Raw genomic sequence first — 20,717 nt, 5'->3', positions numbered from 1 at the left:
CCCGACCTGTCCTCTAATCGTACCGCTGTTCCTTCCGAGGGGGATCTCATGAGGAGCGGCAACCGGAAGAGACTCCAGAACTCTCAAAAGAGGGTCGCAACCGGCGCAATAAAAAGAAACTCAAAGCGAGAAAAAAACAATGGCGGCAGACCGCGCACAAAACCTACAGGACACCTTCCTTAATCACGTTCGCAAAACGAAGACGCCACTGACGATCTTTCTGGTCAACGGAGTGAAGCTCCAGGGCATCGTGACCTGGTTCGACAATTTCTGTTTGCTGCTTCGGCGCGACGGTCACTCGCAGCTCGTCTACAAGCATGCGATCTCGACCATCATGCCGGGCGCTCCGATCCAGCTGTTCGAAGGCGGCGAGGATCAGCCGGCTTGAGAGTGACCTGATTGGAACCCCGGAATTTCGACGGGGATGCCGACCGTCCGCGGCCGGCAGGGGCAAAGCAGACGGGGCGGGTGCTTGTCATCGGCCCCTATTTGCGGCTGCGTTCGGGAAGTGCCGACGCGCAATCGGAGAGTCACGCCTCGTCTAACCAGATATTGCGAAACGCGGAGGCCCGGCTCGACGAAGCCGCGGGCCTCGCGCGCGCGATTGATCTCGTCGTTGCCGACGCCATCATCGCGCCGGTCAGCCAGATCCGCCCCGCGACCTACATCGGCAAGGGCAAGGTCGAGGAGATCGCCGCGCTGGCTAAGAGCCTCGATGTCGAACTCGTGGTGATGGATTGCGCGCTGGCGCCGATCCAGCAGCGCAATCTCGAGAAGGAGTTGAACACAAAGGTGCTCGACCGCACCGGCCTCATTCTGGAGATCTTCGGCCGCCGCGCCAAGACCAAGGAAGGCTCGCTCCAGGTCGAGCTCGCGCATCTCAACTACCAGCGCTCGCGCCTGGTGCGATCGTGGACCCATCTCGAACGCCAGCGCGGCGGTTTCGGATTCATGGGCGGTCCCGGTGAGACGCAGATCGAAGCCGACCGCCGCCTGATCCAGGAGCGCATCTCCAAGCTCGAGGGCGAACTGAAGAAGGTGCAGGCGACGCGGCGGCTGCATCGCGCCGGCCGCCAGCGCGTGCCGTATCGCGTGGTGGCGCTGGTCGGCTACACCAATGCCGGCAAGTCGACGCTATTCAACCGGCTGACACGTGCCGACGTGCAGGCCGCCGACATGCTGTTCGCCACGCTCGATCCGACCCTGCGCGCGCTCAGCCTGCCGCATGGCGGCAAGGCGATGCTGTCCGACACCGTCGGTTTCATCTCCAACCTGCCGACGCAGCTCGTCGCCGCCTTCCGCGCCACGCTGGAAGAGGTGCTGGAGGCCGACGTCATCCTGCATGTCCGCGACATCTCGCACGAGGATGCCGAGGCCCAGCAGGGCGACGTCGACGCGGTGCTCCGCCAGCTCGGCATCAATCCCGATGACAGCGGCCGCATCATCGAGGTCTGGAACAAGATCGATCGTTACGATGCCGAGCAGCGCGAAGAGCTTCTGAACATCGCCGCGCGCAGGCCGGAGGATCATCCGGCGATGCTGGTCTCGGCCGTGTCAGGCGAGGGCATCGATGCACTGCTCGCCGCGATCGAGGAACGCCTGGCGGCCAAGCGTACCACGCTCGATCTCTCGATCGACGCCGCCGATGGCGCCGGCATCTCCTGGCTGCATCGTAATGCCGAGGTGCTGGCCAAGGAGCTGCACGACGGCCGCTTCGACATGACGGTGCGGGTGGACGAGACCAAGCGGGATATCGTGGTGTCGAGGTTCGATGCGGTGCCGCATCACGCGGCTTAGGCGATCTGGCCTTGGCCAGTGACTTCAGAGAATTGTTGCCTCAAGCACCACTGTCGTCTCGGACAAGCGTAGCGCAGATACTGGATCCATAACCACAGGACGTGGTTTGGTGGGTGGTATTGGCCGCTTCGTGCTGCGGATGGATCACGCGGTATGGGTCCCCGCCTTCGCGGGGACGACAGCGGAGTTAGCGGCGAACTTCCTTGCGTCCTTCTGATACTGGATTCTCCTCGCCCTTCGCCGCATTCCAGAGCGCATCCATCTCCGCCAGCGACGCCTGCTCCAGCGTGTGCCCCTGCGCTTCCAGCGCCCGTTCGATGAACGCGAACCGCCGCTCAAACTTCGCATTCGTCGCGCGCAGCGCGGCTTCCGGATCGGCATCGACGTGGCGGGCGAGGTTGACGAGGGCGAACATCAGGTCGCCGGTCTCGTCCGCGATCTCCTGCTTGTCGTTGCGGTCGAGCGCGGCCTCGATCTCGTCGGCCTCCTCGCGGATCTTTTGCAGCACCGCGCGCGGATCGTTCCAGTCGAAGCCGACGGTGGAAGCCTTGCGCTGGAGTTCCATGGCGCGCGTCAGTGCGGGCTGGCCGGCCTTCACGCCCGCCAGCAGCGATTTGTGCGCCGGAGTTGCTTCAGGCGGCCGGCGCGCGGCGCGTTCGGCTTTCTCTTCCGCCTTGATGCGGTCCCAGACTTCCTTGACGTGGGAGGACGCGAGGTTGCCCTCCTTGTCGGCAAAGACATGGGGATGGCGCCGGATCATTTTCCGGGTGATGGCCTCGACGACGTCGCCGAAGGCGAACGCGTTCTGCTCCGACGCCATCTGGGCGTGGAATACGACCTGGAGCAGGAGGTCGCCGAGCTCCTCGCAAAGATCGCCGAGATCGCCGCGGTCGATGGCATCCACCACCTCATAGGCTTCCTCGATCGTGTAGGGCGCGATCGTCGCAAAGTTCTGCTCGAGATCCCAGGGGCAGCCGGTCACCGGCGTGCGCAGCGCCGCCATGATCTCGATCAGGCGGGAAATGTCGCGGGAAGGGGTCATTGCGGGGGCGTCTCCTGGATCCAGAACCTTATGCCAAAAGCGGGCCGCCGTTCCCAGCCGTGCGCGGGGGAACAGGCCGATTTCCACCGATTGGCTGATACGTTCCGCGGTGCTAAAGCGCGGGCCATGAGTGACGCATTTTCATCAGAGACCGCCATGGTGCTGTTTTCCGGCGGACAGGATTCCACCACCTGCCTCGCCTGGGCGCTGAACCGCTTCGCGCGCGTCGAGACGCTGGGCTTCGACTACGGCCAGCGCCACGCCGTCGAGCTTGCCTGCCGCGACCGTCTGTTCGACGGCATCAAGGATCTGCGCGAGGACTGGGCGGCAAAACTCGGCGAAAGCCACACGCTGTCGATTCCGACTTTGGCCGCGGTGTCGGAGACGGCCCTGACGCGCGATGTCGCGATCGCGATGGGCGCCGACGGCTTGCCCAACACCTTCGTGCCGGGCCGCAATCTGGTGTTCCTGACCTTCGCCGCGGCGCTGGCCTACCGGCGCGGCATCACCCACATCGTAGGCGGCATGTGCGAGACCGATTATTCCGGCTATCCCGATTGCCGCAACGACACCATCCAGGCCATGCAGAGTGCGCTGTCACTTGGCATGGCCCGCAAATTCGAGCTGCATACGCCGCTGATGTGGATCGACAAGGCGGCGACCTGGCAGCTCGCGCACGACCTCGGCGGCGACGGGCTGGTCGACCTCATTCGCGAGCAGTCCCACACCTGCTATCTCGGCGAACGCGGCGCGCAGCACGATTGGGGTTACGGATGCGGGGAATGCCCGGCGTGCAGCCTGCGGGCGAAGGGATGGCGGGAGTTTGTGGCGGAGAGGTCGCGCCGAGGGAGCACGAGCTAACCAAAATCTTCCGGCCGCAGCTCGATCGGCTTGCCGTGCGGAGTGCGATCCGCCGCGTGGTCCCAGGCGTCACGATAACGATGCAGCGTGTCCATCGAGGCGACGCCCTTGCGTGCAACCAGTCCTTCCAGCGTGGCGAGCCAGTGCAGATAGTAGGTCTCGCCGGTGTCAGGATCGCCGGCGGCCTGTGCACGCTTGATCTCGTCGGCGAGGGCCGCGGCCCATTCCGGCCAGGTGAACACGCCGCGATCGTGCAGGCTCAACGCCATGGCGAAGGCATGTGCCTCCCAGGGGGCGCGGAACACCGGGCCCTCGTCGTCGCGCGGGATGCTCGGAATGGCCGCCGTGGCGGCGGCCGCAAGCGCGCTGCTCATGACGCCGGGTCCAGATAGGGCTCGAACGCGTCGATCGAGACCTTGAGGGTCGGATCGCCATCCTCACCCCAGAGATCGCGGCCTTCGAATACGACCGTGTAGAGCCATTGCGGGTTTTCGCCGAGCTCCATCGCAGCCGAATCCGGAAACACGTGGCAGCCGTGATTCAGTTCGACGACACCGACATGGCCGCGCACATAGCGCGGCAGCCGCGTATGGGTGGCCGGGTGGATGTTCTTCGCGCGCACCTTGTCGCCGATGTTGAATTTGGCGGGTGCGGGCGCGGTGCGGCCGAACTTGCCGCGCACCATGATGCGCTCGACCTGGCTGAGATCGAACTTGCCGTGCTTGAGCGCCTTTCCGGGCTGCATGGCGTGGCCAGCGGCCACTTCCTCACGGGTGAGGTAGCCCTTTTCGATCAACATCTCTTCGAGGCCGAGAAACCATTTCTTGTAGTAGGAGCTCGACAGATAAACGTCCGGTGGCAGCGTCTCGCGATAGAAGCGCGAGGTGTCGATGTTGAAGGCGCCGGCCGCGCCCATCGCGCGCACCATGGCGAGGACGCGCGATTCCCAATCGGCGTGAAACATCGGCTCGTTCGGCTCGGGTTCGACCTTGCCGAACCCGTCCATGCCGCCCATGTCGTGCACACCGTTCATGAGGGCGCTCCGGGCGTCCTGGGGAAGCCGGTGCCGATCATGGAATCGCGCGTGACGAGGTCTGCGAGCTGCTCCTCGCTCCAGCCTTCGGTGCCCTCGGGCCGCATCGGCAGCACCAGGAAGCGCGTCTCGGCGGTCGAGTCCCAGACCCGGATTTCCATGTCCTTCGGCAGCGTGACGTCGAAATCGGCGAGCACGCCGCGCGGGTCCTTCACCGCGCGCGAGCGGTAGGGCGAGGCCTTGTACCAGACCGGCGGCAGCCCCAGCATTTCCCAGGGGTAACAGGAGCACAGCGTGCACACGACCATGTTGTGGCGCTCAGGGGTGTTCTCGACCACGACGAGATGGTCGCCGACGCGGCTGACATGGCCGAGCGTGCCGATGGCCTTGCTGCCGTCCTCCAGCAGCGCGGTCTTGAAGGCCGGATCGGTCCAGGCCCTGGCGACGACGCGCGCGCCGTTATGCGGGCCGATCTTGGTCTCGTACGCCTGGATGATGGCGTCGAGCGCAGCCGGCTCGACATAGCCTTTTTCGGTCAGAATGGTCTCGAGCGCGCGCACGCGCAGCTCGGTCTCCGACAGCTCGGAATGGTCGTGATCGTGGTTGTGATGATGTTCACTCATGAGTGCGAAGATAGTCCCAGAATGCGGGCGTTGTCGAGGCGAAGACTCTGCTAACATCTCACTATGGGATGGGCTGCACACACGGGAATGACCGCCGCAATCGCGACACTCGTCGCATTCGCGCCGCAGGATGCGCGCGCCGCGAATGGCGCCTATGCGGTGGATGCCGCCGATATCTCCGAAGTCGGCTCCTGCAAGGTCGAGAGCTGGATGTCGGCTGCGTCCAACACGGATTTCTCCGCGGTCGCCAATCCCTCCTGCGTCGTCGATCCCTTCAGGCCGATCGAACTGAGCCTTCAGACCATCAGGGCCCGCAGCGATGGTGAGTGGGGCACGACGATGGCCCCGAAAGCCAAGACCAATTTCGTCCCGACCGGGATCGGCCGATGGGGATTATCGGCCTATGGCGGAGGATCGTTTGATGCTGCGACCGGCGAGGCGTTGACCGGCTTTGCCGTCATCCCCGCAACTTTTCGCCTGTCCGAGACCATGCGCATCAATGTCAACGGCGGCTGGCTCTGGGATCGCACCGTCGACCGGCATTATCTGACCTATGGCGTCGGCTTCGACTGGAAGTTCACCGACACTTTGCAATGGACGATCGAGGCGTACGGGCAGGCCGGTGCCTCCGAGATCGCAAGCATCGTGCAGCCGCGCTTCCAGACCGGCGCGCGCTACCGCCCGAACGAGATCTTCTCCGTCGACGTGATCTACGGCCGCAACATCACCGGCGAGAACGCCAACTGGATCACGCTCGGGACCACGATCCGGTTTCCGGTGGAAGGCTCCCAGCCGGAGCATCGGCGGACCGGGCATTTGTGATCAAGACCAACAAGAAACGGAGGAGATTGCCTTGACGGACTATGTGAAGATCGAGAGGGGCCTAGGGCCGGACGGGCGTATCGCGATCGTGCGGTTCGACCGCGGCGACGGCATCAACGCGCTGTCACCGGAAGCACTGCGCCAGCTCACCGCGGCCGCGCGCAGCTTCGAGGACGATTCCGCGACCTCCGTCGTGGTGCTGACGGGCAGCAACAGCGCATTCAGCGCCGGCTTCGACCTCAAGGATTCCGAAGGGCGCGCGCGCAAGGACATGGACCTCGGCACGCTCAGGCGGCACCTCAAGCTCGGGCCGCGCCTCACTCACGCCTGGCAGGAGATGGAGCAGATCACGATCGCGGCGATCGAGGGTTTCTGCGTCGGCGGCGGCGTGGCTCTGGCCGTGGCGCTCGACTTCCGCGTCATGGGCCGCGACGCGCATTTGCGCGTGCCCGAGGTCGGGCTCGGCATGAACATGAGCTGGCAGAGCATCCCGCGCATGCTGCATCTGATCGGCCCGGCCCGCACCAAGCAGGCAGTGATCCTGGCCGATCAGCGCATCTCGGCGGACGAGGCCTACGAATGGGGCCTGGTCGAGCAAGTGGTCGATCCCGGCCATGCGTTCGACGCCGCGATGGAGCTTGCGCGCAAGGTCGCCGCGCAGCCGCCGCTCTCGGTCGCCATGACGAAGCTCACCGTCAACCGGCTCGCGCATGCGCTGGACGATCTGGCAAGCCACATGGACGTCGACCAGTTTGCCCTCGCAAGCCTCAGCGAGGACCACAAGGAGGGCGTCGATGCGTTCCTGACGCGGCGCAAGCCGAAGTTCAGTGGGCGATAGAGTCAGCCGGCGCGGAGGCTGATACCCCCGGCGAGGGAAATTTTCTTCTCTGAGGAGGGATTAGGAAAACTTCACCCATTTCCTCCCAAATATCTGAAATTGCAACAAAGAGCTGAAAAGGCGAATGTGCGTGCTGCGCTGCAGCACCTCGCAACGCAACTGCTTTTCTCTGTCGCTTGATGCGGCCTGCCTCCCGCGCGCCTCCTGGCGGGTGGGGCAGACGAATGATGATGCACGAAGGCCGCCTCCATGAACGCCCACCAATCGCTCGCGATCGGACAACCGCTCGAAACGCTTGAAGCGATTTCACCTGCCGCAGTCGAAGCGGACGCCATGGTCCGTTTCGCTGGCATCTCGAAGACCTATCCGGCCTATCGCGGCAAGCCCGGCGTCAACGCGCTGCAGGATATTGATTTCGCGATTCCGCGTGGGTCGATCACCGGTGTGATCGGCCGTTCCGGCGCCGGCAAGTCGAGCCTGGTCCGGCTGATCAACGGGCTCGAGAAGCCGACCACGGGTCATGTCATCGTCGATAACAGAGAGATTTCGGCGCTGGCGGGCCGCGAATTGCGGCTGGCGCAGCGTTCGATCGGCATGATCTTCCAGCACTTCAACCTGCTGTCGTCGCGGACCGCTGCCGACAACATTGCGCTGCCGCTCGAGATCGCCGGCTGGGCCAAGGCCGACATCAAGACCCGTGTCGCGGAGCTGCTGGCGCTGGTCGGCATCGCTGACAAGCACGACCGTTACCCTTCCGAACTCTCTGGCGGCCAGAAGCAGCGCGTCGGAATCGCGCGGGCGCTGGCGACGCGGCCGAGCGTGCTGCTGTCGGACGAGGCGACCTCGGCACTCGATCCGCAGACCACGCGCGCCATTCTAGATCTGCTCGCGAACATCAACCGCGAGCTGGGCGTGACCATCGTGCTGATCACCCATGAAATGTCGGTGGTGCGCCAGCTCGCCAAGGAAGTGGTGGTGCTCGACGCCGGCCACGTCGTCGAGAGCGGCCATGTCGCCGACATCTTTACCCATCCCGGGCATCCCATCACGCAATCCTTCCTGGCCGAGGCGATCGGCGACAGCCTGCCGGTCTCGCTGGCAAGCCGGATCGTGGCGGTGCCATCTGCCGGCGGTCAGGTCGTAATCCGCGTCCAGGTCCGCGGGGCAGGGGCTGGCGATACGCTGGTGGCGCGGCTCGCGCGCGAGCTCGGCCTCGATGTTGCGCTGCTGTCGGCCCGGATCGACGAAATCGGCGGCCAGCATGTGGGCTCGCTGGTGCTTGGGATTCCTCTCGGAATTCCTGGCGGCGAGAGCGCGGTGACGCGCACGCTTGCCTGGCTGTCTCAATATCAATTCTCGGCGGAGCGTCTCGGCTATGTCGCCTGAACTCATCAATCTGATCATCCAGGCCACCGGCGAGAGCCTGTATATGGTCGGCATCGCGGCGCTGCTCGGCACCGCCTTCGGCCTGCCGCTCGGCGTCTTCCTCGCCACCAGCCGGAAGGGCGAGCTGTTCTCGGCTCCCGTCGTCAATCGCGTGCTCGGCATCGTCGTCAACGCGACGCGCTCGACACCCTTCATCATCCTTGTCGTCGCCATCATCCCGTTCACGCGGTTGATTGCCGGCACCTCGATCGGCTCGACTGCGGCGATCGTGCCGCTGGTCATCGCGTCGACGCCGTTCATCGCCCGCCTCGTCGAGGCTGCGATCCGCGAGGTCGATGGCGGCCTGATCGAGACCGCGTCCTCGTTCGGGGCCTCGCCAATCCAGATCGTGCTCAAGGTGCTGATCCCCGAGGCGCTGCCCGGACTGGTTCTGGCCCTGACGCTGGCGGTAGTCAGCCTGCTCGGCTACTCCGCCATGGTCGGCGCCGTCGGCGGCGGCGGCCTTGGCGATCTCGGCATCCGCTACGGCTACCAGCGATTCATGCCGGAGATGATGCTCGCCGTCGTGGTCGTGCTGATCGCGCTGGTGCAACTCGTGCAGAGCGCGGGGGATTATCTGGCGCGCCGGGTCAACCGCCGGCTGCGGCATCGCTGAACCACATTTTTCGAAACTGGAGATATCAATGCGCTTTCTGGCAACCCTAGCGGCTGCAGCCTTGCTTGCGACCACGACTCATGCCGAGACCATCCGTGTCGGCGTCACCGCCGGCCCCCATGCCGAGATCCTGGACGTCGTGAAGAAGGTTGGCGCCGAGCGCGGCCTCGACATCAAGGTGGTCGAGTTCACCGACTACGTGATCCCGAACCAGGCGCTGGCGCTGAAGGATCTCGAGGCTAACTCGTTCCAGCACGAGCCGTACCTGAAGAACCAGATTTCCAAGACCGGCTGGAAGATCGTCAAGGTCGCGACCACGATCGGCTCGCCGCAGGGCGTCTATTCGCAGAAATACAAGAAGCTCGCCGACCTGCCCGAGGGCGCCCGCGTCGCCATCGCCAATGATCCCTCGAACGGCGCGCGCGGCCTGATGATCCTGGCGCTGCACGGCGTGATCAAGCTGAAGGACAACAATAACGTCGCGTCGACGATCGCCGACATCACCGAAAACCCGAAGAAGCTCCGCTTCGTCGAGCTGGACGCCGCGCAGCTCCCGCGCGCGCTGCAGGACGTCGACGTTGTCTCGATCAACAACAATTACGCGGTGCAGGCCGGCCTCAATCCGGCAACCGACGCGATCGCGCGCGAAAACCCCGACGGACCCTGGGTCAACATCCTCGCCGTCCGCGACGAGGACAAGGACAAGCCGTGGGTGAAGCAGCTGATCGAGGCCTATCACTCCGATCAGGTGAAGGCGTTTCTGGAAACGCGCTTCAAGGGCACCTACCTGCCGACCTGGTAAGCGGCAAACAGCGCGTCAGGCCGCCACCAGCCTGGCGCGCCGCAGCGTCTCCGAGGGCAGCTCGGAGAAGTGGCGCTTGTAGTCAAGCGAGAACTGGCTGAAGTGCCAGAAGCCGTGCTGCACGGCGACGTCGTAGACGGAAACGTCAGTGTCGCCGGCGCGCTTGAGATCCCGCCGCACGCGGTTCAGGCGCATCGCGCGCCAATAGTGCATCGGGCTGGTGCCCACCACTTCCTGGAAGCAATAGCCGAGCTTGCGCGGGCTCGCGCCGACCGCCTTGCAGACCTCAAGCAGCGACAGCGCGCGCTCGCCGCGGTCATGCATCAGCTCGCGGGCGCGATCGACGGTGCGCCTCCGGGCCGCTGAGCTGCGGCCGGGGTCGCTGGCGCGTGCCGTCGGCAACATGTCCATGATCTCGACGAGGAGGGCATCTTCCAGCGCCTGGCGCGCCACGGGATCGGCGAACCGTTCGGGGGCCGTCGTGATGGTCTCTTGAATGGCGGTCAGATGGGCACGCAGCCGCGCGACCGGCGCTTGCGCGGTCTCGATCACCCGCAACTGGTGCCAGACGGCGCGCGGCAACTCGATATCGAGCCGGGCTGCAAGCTCCGCGATCAGCACCGTGCTGGCAACGACACCGCGCAGCTCGAAAGCCTTCGGCGTACACATGTCGATCTCGGCGTCAATGCTGGCGAGCACGCGGGCGCCCCTGGCGCTGGTCCCGTTGCAGCTGAGTTCGCCGTCGCCGTCCCAGGGCAGGCCGATGCCAAAACTGTCGGCGCCGAGCTGGCCGTATTGGCGCACCTGCTGGCTGGTGATCTCGCGGAACACCTCGAGCCGAGGCAGAGAGAGCTGCGTAAAGCTGCCGCGGAATGCGCCGGCGCTGATCTGATCGTAGCTCAGCCGCCAACGGCCGAGGCCGGCGCAGTGCTCGTCGACGTCCGTACTGCTGGCCTGAAGCAGATTGGGAGCTGAGTCCTGAATCGGAAGAGTTGCGCTTAAGACCATGACACTACGTCGGAATTTGCAAGTCGAGTAGCTAGCAAAAACCACGCCAGACTGGCACGACCGTGGCCCCTGTCCAGCAAAATATTGCTGGATCTCGATAACGTTCGGTCTCGCCGACGTGCAGTCTTCGTCGCAGTTATTCCCGACAGCGAGGTCGGGATGGCGCTTCGCGGAGGGATCGAGATGCGAACGACCGAGATCATGCGCGGCAGCCCGCCCGCGCCAGAGGCCCAGGTGACCCGCGCCAACTGGCGCAGCTTTCCTGCCATCCGCTGGGGCTTTACCCATACCCGCGAGGTGCTGCCGACCGCCGAGGTCCGCCGCTCAGCCCACCCGACGCCAATACGAAGTGCGCCGCACGAGCTTCAGAAGCTCGGCTTCACGGCGCCCGACGGCAAGCCGACCACGATCGAGGCCAGCTTACGCGAGACCTTTGGCGACGCGCTCCTGGTCATGCACCGGGGTACGCTGATCCACGAATGGTATGGCGACGGCATGAGCGTGACCACGCCGCATCTGGTTTGCTCGATCAGCAAGTCAATCGCCGGCACGCTCGGCGGCGTCCTCGCTGCGCGCGGGCTGCTCGATCCCGAGGCGAGGGTGGTGCGCTACGTGCCGGAGCTGGAGAATTCCGTCTACGGCCGCTGCACCGTTCGCAACGTCCTCGACATGGCGGTCGCGATCAAGTTCGAGGAGGACTACGAAGACCCCGCCGGCGACGTCGCGCGCTATCGCTTCTCCTCGGGCTGGGACGTTCCGCCGCCTGGCGTCGAGCCCGGCCATCAGCGCGCCTATCTCACCACGCTGCGCGGCACCGGCAAGCCGCATGGCAAGGTGTTCCACTACGTCTCGACCAACACCGAGGTGCTGGGCTGGGTCTATGAGCGCGCCTGCGGCATGCCTTATCCGCGCATCCTCTCCGAATATCTCTGGCAGCCCCTGGGCGCCGAGGAGGATGGCTCACTCACACTCGACAGCCACGGCATGGGCCGCATCGCCGGCGGTCTCTCGGTCACCACGCGCGATCTGCTGCGCTTCGGCGAGATGATCCGCAATCGCGGCCTGGTCGATGGACGGCAGGTGGTGCCGGGCTGGTGGATCGACGACATCCACGAGAACGGCGATCCCAGGGCGTGGGCCGACGGCGACCTCGCCGACATCTTCCCGGGCGCCCGCTACCGCAGCAAATGGTACACGATCGATCCCGCGCGCAACGATCTCGCCGCAATCGGCATCCACGGCCAGTGGCTCTATATCGATGCGGCCACCGACACCGTCATCGTCAAGCTCGCGACCCAGCCCAAGGCGATGGACATTCCGCTCGACCATCGCTGGCTCGCCGCCTTCCGCGCCATCACCGCGCATCTCGCCCCGCGCTGACCTCTGGACATCACCATGCTCGATGCCGTCAAAGCCACAGCGCAAACCGCGACCCCGCATGCGCTCGATCCGCTGACCGCCGAGGAGATCACGGCGGCGTGCACACTGGTGCGCGTCGCTGCGGCCTCGCCGGAGAATTGCCGCTTCCCGACCGTGCGGCTGAGGAGCCGACCAAGCAGCAGCTGGCTGCGGGCTCAGCGGGGCGCCGCGCCTTCGCGCTGACGCTGGACATCACTACGGGTGAGGCGATCGAACACATCGTCGATCTCGACCGCAACGAGATCGTCGCGCGCAAGCTGGTGCCGAACCGCGAAGCGCCCTACGGGCAGCCGCCGGTGATGCTCGAGGAATTCTTCAAGTGCGAGGCCGTGGTCAAGGCCGACCCTGGCTGGTGCGCGGCGATGGTTCGGCGCGGGCTGACCGACAAGGACATCGAGCTGGTCCAGGTCGACCCGTTTTCCTCGGGCTTCTTCGACATGGAATTCGAGCGCGGCGCGCGCATCGTCCGCGCGGTCAGCTTTTTCCGCGAGCACCTTCAGGACAACGGCTATGCGCACCCGATCGAGGGCGTTGTCGCGGTCGTCGACCTGATCGCCGGCAAGGTCATTCACCTCACGGACGCAGACCCGATCGTGCCGATCCCGCGCAAGAAGCGGAACTATGGGGCGCATGAGGTGAAAAACCCGCGCACCGACATCAAGCCGCTGCACATCGAGCAGCCCGAGGGTGCAAGCTTCAAGGTCGACGGCTGGAAGGTCGACTGGCAGAAATGGAGCTTTCGCGTCGGCTTCACCCCGCGCGAGGGCCTGGTGCTGCATCAGCTCAGCTATCAGGATGGCGCGCGCAAGCGCTCTCTGATCCATCGCGCCAGCGTCACCGAGATGGTGGTGCCCTATGCGGACCCGACCGACAATCACTTCTGGAAGTCGGCGTTCGACGCCGGCGAATACGGTCTCGGTATGCTCGCCAACGCGCTGGAGCTCGGCTGCGACTGTCTCGGCAACATCCATTATTTCGACGTGCCGGCCGCCGACAACAAGGGCGAGTCCTATCTCATGCAGAACGCTATCTGCATGCATGAGGAAGACTACGGAATTGCCTGGAAACACTATGAATTCCGCAACGGCCTGTTCGAGGTCCGCCGTTCGCGCCGCCTCGTCATCTCGTTCTTCGCCACCGTCGGCAATTACGACTACGGCTTCTATTGGTACCTCTACCAGGACGGCACGATCCAGCTCGAGGCCAAGCTCACCGGCATCATCCAGACCGCCGCGGTGCCGTCCGGCCAGACGTACAAATGGGGCGGCATGGTCGACGACAATCTCGGCGGTCCGACGCACCAGCACTTCTTCAACGTGCGCATGCACATGGATCTCGACGGCGGCGGCAACACCGTCACCGAGCACGAGTTCGTGCCGCGGCCCTGGGGTGCGGACAATCCCCATGGCAACGCATTCGACACCACGACGCGCGTGCTGTCGCGCGAGCGCGATGCCGCGGCAATTGCCAATGGCGAGACCGGCCGGTTCTGGAAGATCAGCAATCCCAACGAGACCAATTCGGTCGGCAACGCGCCGGCCTACAAGCTCGTCGTCAATCCGAGCCCGCTGATGCTGGCGCAGGAGGGCAGCTACGTGCGCAAGCGGGGCGGCTTCGCGACGAAACACGTCTGGGTGACGGCATTCAATGCGGACGAAAAATACGCCAGCGGCGACTATCCCAACGTCCACGCCGGCGGCGACGGCCTGCCGTGTTACGCCGCGCAGAACCGCAATATCGAGAATACCGACATCGTCGTGTGGCATTCCTTCGGCCACACCCATGTCTGCAAGCCCGAGGACTTTCCGATCATGCCGGTTGAATATGCCGGCTTCATGCTCAAGCCGACCGGCTTCTTCGCAGCCAATGCAGCCGGCGACATCCCGCCTGATCGTAACAGCCGCAGCGTGCTCGCGGGCGAGGAGAAAGGCGGCGGCAGCTCGTGCTGCCACAAGGGCTAGGTGGTCGCCGGCGCAATCCGGCACGCGGACAGCCCGACGCATAACCTATTGACGCATGAAACGGTTCGGTTCGGCCGCAGCAGACGACAGCGCCGCAGCTACAAAAAAGCCGCCAAGTACACGGCTCGCGGGCGCATGGTTTCTCGCTAACCTATGATAAGCTTCGCATCCATCTGCGATCCGACGTTGATCCTGGTCAAGATCCGGTCCGAGGCGGGGGCTATCTGTGAGCGGCTCCGGAGACCACACATGCGAGCAGACCAGATCATGTCCCGGCGGGTGGTCACGATCCGCCCCGAATCCTCTGTTGCTGATGCGATACGGCTGATGCTGTCGCATCATTTCAGCGGTTTGCCCGTCACGGACGGAGGCGGGAAGCTCGTCGGCATCGTCTGCGAGAGCGATTTCCTGCGAAGGACGGAGATCGGTACCCAGCACGCGCGCAAACGGCTGCTCTCGCTCCTGCTCGGATCAGACCGCTTCGCGCGGGAGTTCGTGAAGGAACACGGGCAGAAGGTCGAACAGGTCATGACGCCTGCCCCGGTGACCGTGGCTGAGGACACGCCGCTCGACGAGATCGCCGCCTTGATGGAGTCTCGACGGGTGAACCATGTGCCGGTGATGCACGAGGGTCGTATCGTCGGGATGATCACCCGCTCCGACTTCGTGTCCGCGGTTGCCGGCCCGCTGGCGAAAGTCCCATGCGACCTGGAGGACGACAATCAGATTCGGCAATCTGCTCTGGCCGCGATGTCGGATGCGGCGTGGCATCCAAGCGGGCTGAACATCAGCGTCAGGGACGGTGTCGTGACCTTGCGTGGCGTCGTCCGAAGCGAGGCCGCGCGTCAGGCGGCGGTCGTCGCTTGCGAAACCATTCCGGGTGTTCACAAGGTTGAGGACCGTCTTTGCCTTCAGACGCTTCGTGCAGATCCGGAGGACGATTATGGCGGCGGAGACATCGCATCGCTCCCGGCAGAGACCTCGACTGCCGACGATGAGCCGTTGTGACCGCGACCACTGCGGCTGGTCATGCACGGTCGGTGCGTTGACGTGGCAGATACTGGCCTCGATCCGCAACGTTGAATTTCGACGACTGGCGGTGAGCCGATCGGGACGGCCGACTACGCCAATTCGAGATCGCTGCCGCGCGCGCCGTCCGGCGCCAATCCGATCGACGCCGGTCCGGCAATGAGATTATCGAGGTCGACCAGCAACAGATCGGCAATATGTGTGAGCTGGTGGAGAGGGATGCTCATCTCACCGCTCTCGGCACGTGACACGAACTCGGGCGAGACGGCGAGGAAATTCGCAATCTGGATCTCGGTATAGCCACGCGCCTCCCGCGCGGCCTTGACCTGCGCGCCGATATGCTGCCTGTGCAGGGCCTGCTCTTCGTCGGTCATCATGAGAGCCTGCTCGTCCGGGCTCGCAACGCCATCGGCGAACGCAACGCCGAGCAACCGTCGCTTCTGCCACGCAACACGGCAGGTCTTTCGCAGCCCGTCGGCAAAGACCAGCGTGGCCTCTTTCGGAAACGACAGCGACCAGTCGAGCTTCAGTCTCGCTCCCGTGCCTGATACGTCGCAGATCGTGCAGGGGATGCTGACGGCACCCCTGGCGCCGTCAAACTCGATAATCCCGGTCCTGGCCGTAGATTGCCTGGTCGCAGCGCGCAATTCGTTCATGGATCTCGAACCCCGGATGCCCAGCACGCGCTGGCACAGAACGTTGCGGCGCGTTCCGCAAAGTGACTGAAATATCCCGCAACATAGTCTACCGCCGGGGTTCCTCAGGCTCAATCGAGCGGCGAGGGCATGGTAAAGGATTCGTTCTCCGCGCAGGCCTTCGATGTCGCCGGACGTCCCGTGCGATCGACCGCGCCAGTTCGTCTAGAACAATTCCAGATCCAGCGAACCATGCACGCTTGTTCGTGCGTGAGCGCATTCGCCGCACTGGCTGCACACAGGTCTGGAGAAATTCTAACGCTGTTCCTATCGCGCTCTGAAATCGGCTGCGTTAGGGCGAGACACCAAAAACGATACCGGCAAAGCCGGCAGTGCGTGGGGCCGTCCGGCAATGAGGGCCGGACCTTCGGAATGAGACCTGAGCGATGAGAGCGATATTCGGCAAGCTGCATCGCTGGGCGGGACTGCTGACGGCCGGCTTCCTGTTCTTCTCCGGCATCACCGGTGCGATCATCTCATGGGACCACGAGACCGACGACGTCCTGAACAGCCATCTGTTCGACGTCTCGACCAAAGGTCCGGCGATTCCCTCGATCGAGCTCGCCGGGATGATCGAACAGCGCGATCCCCGCGCGCGCGTCGTGTACCTCTTCATGACGCCGGAGCAGGGGCACTCGCTGTGGTTCTTCGTGATGCCGAGGATCGATCCTTCGACCGGCAAGCGTTTCACGATCGACTACAACCAGGTCTTCCTCGATCCCAGCACGGGTGTCGAGCTCGGCCGGCGTTATTGGGGTGCGGTGTGGCCGGTGACGCGCGAGAACCTCGTCTCGTTCCTCTACAAGCTGCACTACACCATGCACATTCCGGAGATCTGGGGCAGCGATCGCTGGGGCATGCGCGTGCTCGGAATCATCGCGATCATCTGGACCATCGACTGCTTCGTCGGTTTCTATCTGACGCTGCCGTCGCGGCGCGGAGCCAGGGCGGCCCGGGCGTCGCAGGTCGCGCGCCAGCTCGATCGCGGCTTCTGGGCGCGCTGGGCGCCGGCATGGACCATCAAGACGTCAGGCAGCGCCTACCGGATCAATTTCGACATCCACCGCGCCTTCAGCCTGTGGACGTGGGGCCTGCTGTTCATCATTGCCTTCACGGCGTTCTCGCTGAATCTGTATTTCGAGGTGTTCTCGCCCCTGATGAAGATGGTGTCGAACTACACGCCGACGCCCTATGAGCAGCGGCCCTACCGCGATCTCGACGATCCCATCGAGCCCAAGGTCAGCTTCGCCGACATCGCCGCGCGGGCTGCTGCCGACGGCAAGCGGCGAGGGTGGACCGTCCCGGTCGGCTCGATCAATTACGGCCCGGCCCATGGCGTCTATGCAGCGGCCTTCTTCCATCCCGGCGACGATCACGGCGCCGGCGGCGTCGGTCCAGCGCAGCTCTACTACGACAGCGAGGATGGCCGTCCGCTCGGCGAGCGGCTGCCTTGGGTCGGTACCGCCGCCGACATCTTCGTGCAGGCGCAATTCCCGCTGCATTCGGGCCGCATCGTCGGACTGTTCGGCCGGATCCTGATCTCGATCATGGGCCTCGTCGTGGCCGCGCTCTCCGTCACCGGCGTCGTGATCTGGTGGCGCAAGCGCAGGGCACGCATTCGCGTGCGCGAGACCGCCGCCATACGGCTGAACCGGCAGCTCACGCCGGCCGAGTAGGGCTCACGCACGCCTCCCGGGCGACTCTTTCCGCCCAGCGCCGCCACAGCGACTGGAGATCGCCCTCAGTCCGCGGAAACTCCATGAGATCACCGGCGTCACCAAGACCGTTTCCTCAAGCTTGATGAAGTCGCGCGGGGAAGGGCGATCACGAGGGCGGGAACGATGTTGCTCAGAGGCAGCGGCGTGAGGACCAGGGTGACGTTCAGCAGCACGACGACGGCGCCGATGAGACGCTTGGTCACCTCGACCGGCGTCGGCCAGCGCGGATGAATGAATTTCTCAAGATACCTCAGCACGGGCACGGCTCGCTGCACCAGAGCGGCCAGATGCCGCGTCGGCAATGAACGGGCGGCAACGCGGCGCGGGAACGCCGGCGCATTCCGACCCATGATCATCTCGAATGCGGGGATCATGAGCAGCAGCCCAGCCACGATCGAGACGCCCGGTGCAATAGCGACCACGGCGAGCAGCAGCATGGTCAGACCGAAGGAGCGCTTGTGGAGGCGGCCCATCAACCAGCCCAACGTAAAGTGATCTGTCGGCGCCTCGTCGTGCAGCCGCTGCAGCAGCAACGAGGCGGGTACAAGCATCCCTTCATCGGCGGCGGCTGTAGGCTTCAACTGGCGCATCCTGACCCGGTCGATGCTGCCGACCGCGACAGGATCAGAGCCGCCCCAGCAGCAGCAGCACGACGAGAATAATCAGGATCGTCCCGATGACACCCATCCCACCGTGGCCATAGCCGTAGCCGTAACCTCCAAAGCGACCGCTGAAGCCACCAAGCAGGAAGATGACGAGGATAATGATAAGGATAAGTCCGATCGACATCTGTCCGACTCCTTTGGTGAGACGTTGTGGATATTGAGTGTCCCGGTCGTCCAAGCGTGGTGCGCGATCTTCAAGCTTCCGGCGGCGTCAACACAACAGCTACGCTATTTCTTCTCGATCGAAATGCCACGTTCGCCGATGCTGATCTCGACGCCAGTGGTCTTCTGCCGTTCTCGGTAGACTTGATAGCCCAGTATCGTCGCGACGACGGCGAGCCCGCCGATGACGAGATAAAGCATGTTCCGAGACATCGTCCTGGAATCCCAATTCGTGTGCTTTGCTTTGATGGATCGATCTGACCCATCCCGGTCAAAGACCGCCACTCGACATCTGCTCGCCGGCCACCGCTTGGTCAAAGTTTGCCAAGCAAGAGCAGGATCAGCAGAATGACAATCACCAAGCCGAGACCACCGCCGCCATAGTAGCCAGTACCGTAAAACGGACCGCCGCCGATCCCGCTAAAGCCGCCCAGCAGCGCGATCACGAGAATGATCAGAATGATAGTTCCAATCGACATTGCAGCATCTCCCCTTTGCAGTTTATCCGCGATCGTATTGTCTCGAACACCAGCGGTCCCAAGCGAGTTCCTGATGCGGAACTTATCTTGTGATGAGAGGTAGCAAGCCTTGTTGACTTAAATCAAAGATGTAGATCGCTCGAAACGACACCAACATCTTGGTGGACAGTCAGCAGACGGCTGTCGAGCCGTTGCAGCCAACGCCGGGGCGGAGATGACGCATCACGCGGCTTGATTTTGAGCCAGTCGCCGTCACGCCCATGAACGAGCCGGAGCGTTCGCGTGTGATAGCAGGCAGGATCTGGAAGGTCACCAGGGCTCACTCGTGGGCGCCGCCGTGGTGGTCGTCGGCTATCGCATCGCCATACTTGCTGCGCTCGGCGGCGGGCTCGCGACGTCGGCTGCCGCCGCGACGGTGAGTTTGCCGCCGCGTCAGCCGTCCGCTAAGGCCGCAAAGTGCGAGCGTTAGTCGGAGCAGCAAACAGTCCGGACAGCCAGGGGCCCATGAGCCCCCGGCCTCGGTCGGCAAACTACTTGAGAGAAGAGAACCAACTATCGATGTCCTTGCGAACCTTATCCTTCGCAAAGCCATATCGTTGCTGAAGCCGCCCTTCCAGCTGCTCGCGTTTGCCGTCGATCGCGGTCAGATCGTCGTCGGTAAGCTTGCCCCATTGCTCCTTGACCTTGCCGCGGAGCTCCTTCCAATTTCCTTCAATCTGATTCCAGTCCATGGTGTGTCTCCAAACTCAAGATTGAACACGCTGCCGCATCGTCGCGGTCGCTGCAGAGATTGCCATGCCCAAACAGTGTCAATCGCGCCCTCAGTACGGGGCGTAGTATCGACGGCGATAGGGGGAGGGGCCGCCGTAGTAACCTGGCGCGTAGTAACCTGGCGCATAGCCCGGCCCATAGTAGCCTGGCCCGTAGGCCCCATAGGCCGCGGCTCCGGCCGCAGCACCCAGGATTCCAAGACCAATTGCGGCGCCGGGAGCACGGCGATAGCCGCGACTACGGTAATGGCGTCGGTAGTAGACCTCTGTCACTCCGGACGAGGACTTCGCTTGTGTCAGGAGAGCCGTGCTCGGCGAGGTCGGCGCGGCCTCCGAAGGGAGGATCGAACCGAGCATCGCGGCACCGAAGAGCGCGGCGGCTATCGTGCACTTCCTTGTCTGCATATTCATTGCTGTATCCTCTCGAATCTCGCGCGTCTCAAGCGGCCAGTGACTTCGTGTCACTGGCCGGCCTGATGGTTGCCCCTGTCGTAGCCGCTCACGAAGAGCGATTTACTTGGTGCAAGTCTTGTCGGCTTTCAGAGCCGCTTCTGCCGAAGCCTTTGTCGTGTGGGCGACGCCGACAACCTTCATGCTGCTGCCGGTTGCAGGCTGGCTCTCGACGATCTGACACTTCATGGTCGCAGTATCCTGAGCCAGGTAGAACGATGAGGGCGATTGCCCGACGGTCTTGCCCGTTTCAGCAGCGAATGACGGCGAAGCGAACGCGAGGACTGCGACCGTCGCCAATAGAGTGTTTCTCATGAAATCCACCAATTCTTGTTCGTCCGGAATCGGACAAGGAACGAATGGAGACGGCGGACAAGGGTTCCGGCTATCGCGGATTTGTTTTTTGCGCGCGAATTGACGTGGATCAATGACAGCTTCGAATGCGGCTTCGAATGGCTGCAAGCAGGCTGCTCGATCCGCGCCATATCAAACTGCCGAGGCT

The 20,717-nt window shown here is 64.0% G+C and carries 23 protein-coding genes and 1 pseudogene; 12 read left to right on the top strand and 12 right to left on the bottom strand.

All coding sequences use genetic code 11. The features are described from left to right. Positions 1-139: 139 nt before the first annotated feature. Both hfq and hflX read left to right on the top strand, forming a co-directional pair. Positions 140-388, top strand: a complete 249-nt coding sequence (gene hfq / locus WHZ77_RS17210; RefSeq protein ID WP_007591126.1) for an RNA chaperone Hfq — start codon at positions 140-142, stop codon at positions 386-388. Positions 389-399: 11 nt separating this feature from the next. Continuing rightward, on the top strand, positions 400-1,797 hold the full coding sequence (gene hflX, locus WHZ77_RS17205; RefSeq protein WP_375309029.1) for a GTPase HflX: 1,398 nt from the start codon (positions 400-402) through the stop codon (positions 1,795-1,797). A gap of 187 nt (positions 1,798-1,984) precedes the next feature. Here hflX and mazG read toward each other — a convergent pair whose 3' ends face one another. Beyond that, entirely contained in the window at positions 1,985-2,839 is an 855-nt protein-coding gene (mazG, locus tag WHZ77_RS17200) for a nucleoside triphosphate pyrophosphohydrolase (protein ID WP_375309028.1), read from the bottom strand. A gap of 126 nt (positions 2,840-2,965) precedes the next feature. Between mazG and queC the strand changes: the two genes are divergently transcribed. Further along, positions 2,966-3,700, top strand: a complete 735-nt coding sequence (gene queC, locus WHZ77_RS17195; RefSeq protein WP_375309027.1) for a 7-cyano-7-deazaguanine synthase QueC — start codon at positions 2,966-2,968, stop codon at positions 3,698-3,700. On the opposite strand, the gene WHZ77_RS17190 is transcribed toward queC, so the two are convergent. The 3 genes from WHZ77_RS17190 to nthA are packed head-to-tail and all read right to left on the bottom strand — an operon-like array spanning position 3,697 to position 5,356. After that, positions 3,697-4,074: a nitrile hydratase accessory protein gene (locus tag WHZ77_RS17190; protein WP_143845174.1), complete on the bottom strand. Its 378-nt coding sequence runs from the start codon at positions 4,072-4,074 to the stop codon at positions 3,697-3,699. The genes queC and WHZ77_RS17190 overlap by 4 nt on opposite strands. Next, a complete protein-coding gene (nthB, locus tag WHZ77_RS17185; RefSeq protein WP_375309026.1) occupies positions 4,071-4,733 on the bottom strand; it encodes a nitrile hydratase subunit beta in 663 nt (220 codons plus the stop codon). The genes WHZ77_RS17190 and nthB overlap by 4 nt, the downstream gene beginning before the upstream one ends. Further along, on the bottom strand, positions 4,730-5,356 hold the full coding sequence (gene nthA / locus WHZ77_RS17180; RefSeq protein ID WP_375309025.1) for a nitrile hydratase subunit alpha: 627 nt from the start codon (positions 5,354-5,356) through the stop codon (positions 4,730-4,732). Before nthA ends, nthB begins: the two co-directional genes overlap by 4 nt. Before the next feature lie 63 nt (positions 5,357-5,419). On the opposite strand from nthA, the gene WHZ77_RS17175 reads away from it, so the two are divergent. The 5 genes from WHZ77_RS17175 (at position 5,420) to WHZ77_RS17155 (ending at position 9,859) form a co-directional block, all read left to right on the top strand. Continuing rightward, positions 5,420-6,178 (top strand): hypothetical protein, encoded by a 759-nt coding sequence (locus tag WHZ77_RS17175; RefSeq protein WP_375309024.1) that lies wholly within the window; start codon positions 5,420-5,422, stop codon positions 6,176-6,178. A gap of 31 nt (positions 6,179-6,209) precedes the next feature. Continuing rightward, positions 6,210-7,016: an enoyl-CoA hydratase/isomerase family protein gene (locus tag WHZ77_RS17170; protein WP_375309023.1), complete on the top strand. Its 807-nt coding sequence runs from the start codon at positions 6,210-6,212 to the stop codon at positions 7,014-7,016. 249 nt (positions 7,017-7,265) lie between these two features. Then, positions 7,266-8,402: a methionine ABC transporter ATP-binding protein gene (locus WHZ77_RS17165; RefSeq protein ID WP_375309022.1), complete on the top strand. Its 1,137-nt coding sequence runs from the start codon at positions 7,266-7,268 to the stop codon at positions 8,400-8,402. After that, positions 8,392-9,057 (top strand): methionine ABC transporter permease, encoded by a 666-nt coding sequence (locus WHZ77_RS17160; protein ID WP_375309021.1) that lies wholly within the window; start codon positions 8,392-8,394, stop codon positions 9,055-9,057. The genes WHZ77_RS17165 and WHZ77_RS17160 overlap by 11 nt, the downstream gene beginning before the upstream one ends. Positions 9,058-9,085: 28 nt before the next feature. Further along, positions 9,086-9,859 (top strand): MetQ/NlpA family ABC transporter substrate-binding protein, encoded by a 774-nt coding sequence (locus tag WHZ77_RS17155; RefSeq protein WP_375309020.1) that lies wholly within the window; start codon positions 9,086-9,088, stop codon positions 9,857-9,859. Positions 9,860-9,874: 15 nt separating this feature from the next. Here the strand turns inward: WHZ77_RS17155 and WHZ77_RS17150 are convergent, their stop codons facing one another. Beyond that, positions 9,875-10,867: a helix-turn-helix domain-containing protein gene (locus WHZ77_RS17150; protein WP_375309019.1), complete on the bottom strand. Its 993-nt coding sequence runs from the start codon at positions 10,865-10,867 to the stop codon at positions 9,875-9,877. A gap of 183 nt (positions 10,868-11,050) precedes the next feature. On the opposite strand from WHZ77_RS17150, the gene WHZ77_RS17145 reads away from it, so the two are divergent. The 3 genes and pseudogenes from WHZ77_RS17145 to WHZ77_RS17135 all read left to right on the top strand — a co-directional run bounded on the left by WHZ77_RS17145 (position 11,051) and on the right by WHZ77_RS17135 (position 15,255). Further along, entirely contained in the window at positions 11,051-12,247 is a 1,197-nt protein-coding gene (locus WHZ77_RS17145) for a serine hydrolase domain-containing protein (RefSeq protein WP_375309018.1), read from the top strand. 15 nt (positions 12,248-12,262) lie between these two features. Further along, positions 12,263-14,247: pseudogene (locus WHZ77_RS17140) on the top strand (primary-amine oxidase). A 249-nt stretch (positions 14,248-14,496) separates the two neighbouring features. Further along, the gene (locus WHZ77_RS17135) at positions 14,497-15,255 is read left to right on the top strand and encodes a CBS domain-containing protein (protein WP_375309017.1); all 759 of its coding nucleotides are present in this window, start codon (positions 14,497-14,499) and stop codon (positions 15,253-15,255) included. Positions 15,256-15,368: 113 nt separating this feature from the next. Here WHZ77_RS17135 and WHZ77_RS17130 read toward each other — a convergent pair whose 3' ends face one another. Next, positions 15,369-15,932, bottom strand: a complete 564-nt coding sequence (locus WHZ77_RS17130) for a helix-turn-helix domain-containing protein (RefSeq protein ID WP_375309016.1) — start codon at positions 15,930-15,932, stop codon at positions 15,369-15,371. Positions 15,933-16,357: 425 nt separating this feature from the next. On the opposite strand from WHZ77_RS17130, the gene fsrB reads away from it, so the two are divergent. Next, positions 16,358-17,647: a siderophore utilization protein FsrB gene (gene fsrB, locus WHZ77_RS17125; RefSeq protein WP_375309015.1), complete on the top strand. Its 1,290-nt coding sequence runs from the start codon at positions 16,358-16,360 to the stop codon at positions 17,645-17,647. Positions 17,648-17,745: 98 nt separating this feature from the next. Here the strand turns inward: fsrB and WHZ77_RS17120 are convergent, their stop codons facing one another. The 6 genes from WHZ77_RS17120 to WHZ77_RS17095 all read right to left on the bottom strand — a co-directional run bounded on the left by WHZ77_RS17120 (position 17,746) and on the right by WHZ77_RS17095 (position 20,677). Then, on the bottom strand, positions 17,746-18,270 hold the full coding sequence (locus tag WHZ77_RS17120) for an exopolysaccharide biosynthesis protein (protein ID WP_375309014.1): 525 nt from the start codon (positions 18,268-18,270) through the stop codon (positions 17,746-17,748). Between the two features lie 43 nt (positions 18,271-18,313). Next, entirely contained in the window at positions 18,314-18,478 is a 165-nt protein-coding gene (locus tag WHZ77_RS17115) for a DUF3309 family protein (RefSeq protein WP_375309013.1), read from the bottom strand. 104 nt (positions 18,479-18,582) lie between these two features. Next, positions 18,583-18,729 (bottom strand): hypothetical protein, encoded by a 147-nt coding sequence (locus WHZ77_RS17110; protein ID WP_375309012.1) that lies wholly within the window; start codon positions 18,727-18,729, stop codon positions 18,583-18,585. Between the two features lie 101 nt (positions 18,730-18,830). Then, a complete protein-coding gene (locus WHZ77_RS17105; RefSeq protein ID WP_166056303.1) occupies positions 18,831-18,995 on the bottom strand; it encodes a DUF3309 family protein in 165 nt (54 codons plus the stop codon). A 530-nt stretch (positions 18,996-19,525) separates the two neighbouring features. Then, positions 19,526-19,726 (bottom strand): CsbD family protein, encoded by a 201-nt coding sequence (locus WHZ77_RS17100; RefSeq protein ID WP_375309011.1) that lies wholly within the window; start codon positions 19,724-19,726, stop codon positions 19,526-19,528. Between the two features lie 552 nt (positions 19,727-20,278). Further along, entirely contained in the window at positions 20,279-20,677 is a 399-nt protein-coding gene (locus WHZ77_RS17095; protein ID WP_375309010.1) for a hypothetical protein, read from the bottom strand. Between the last annotated feature and the right edge of the window lie 40 nt (positions 20,678-20,717).

This window comes from Bradyrhizobium sp. A5 (assembly GCF_042076515.1).
In the GTDB taxonomy this organism is placed as follows: Bacteria; Pseudomonadota; Alphaproteobacteria; order Rhizobiales; family Xanthobacteraceae; genus Bradyrhizobium; species Bradyrhizobium cosmicum.
This window is presented reverse-complemented; position numbering and strand designations above follow the sequence as displayed.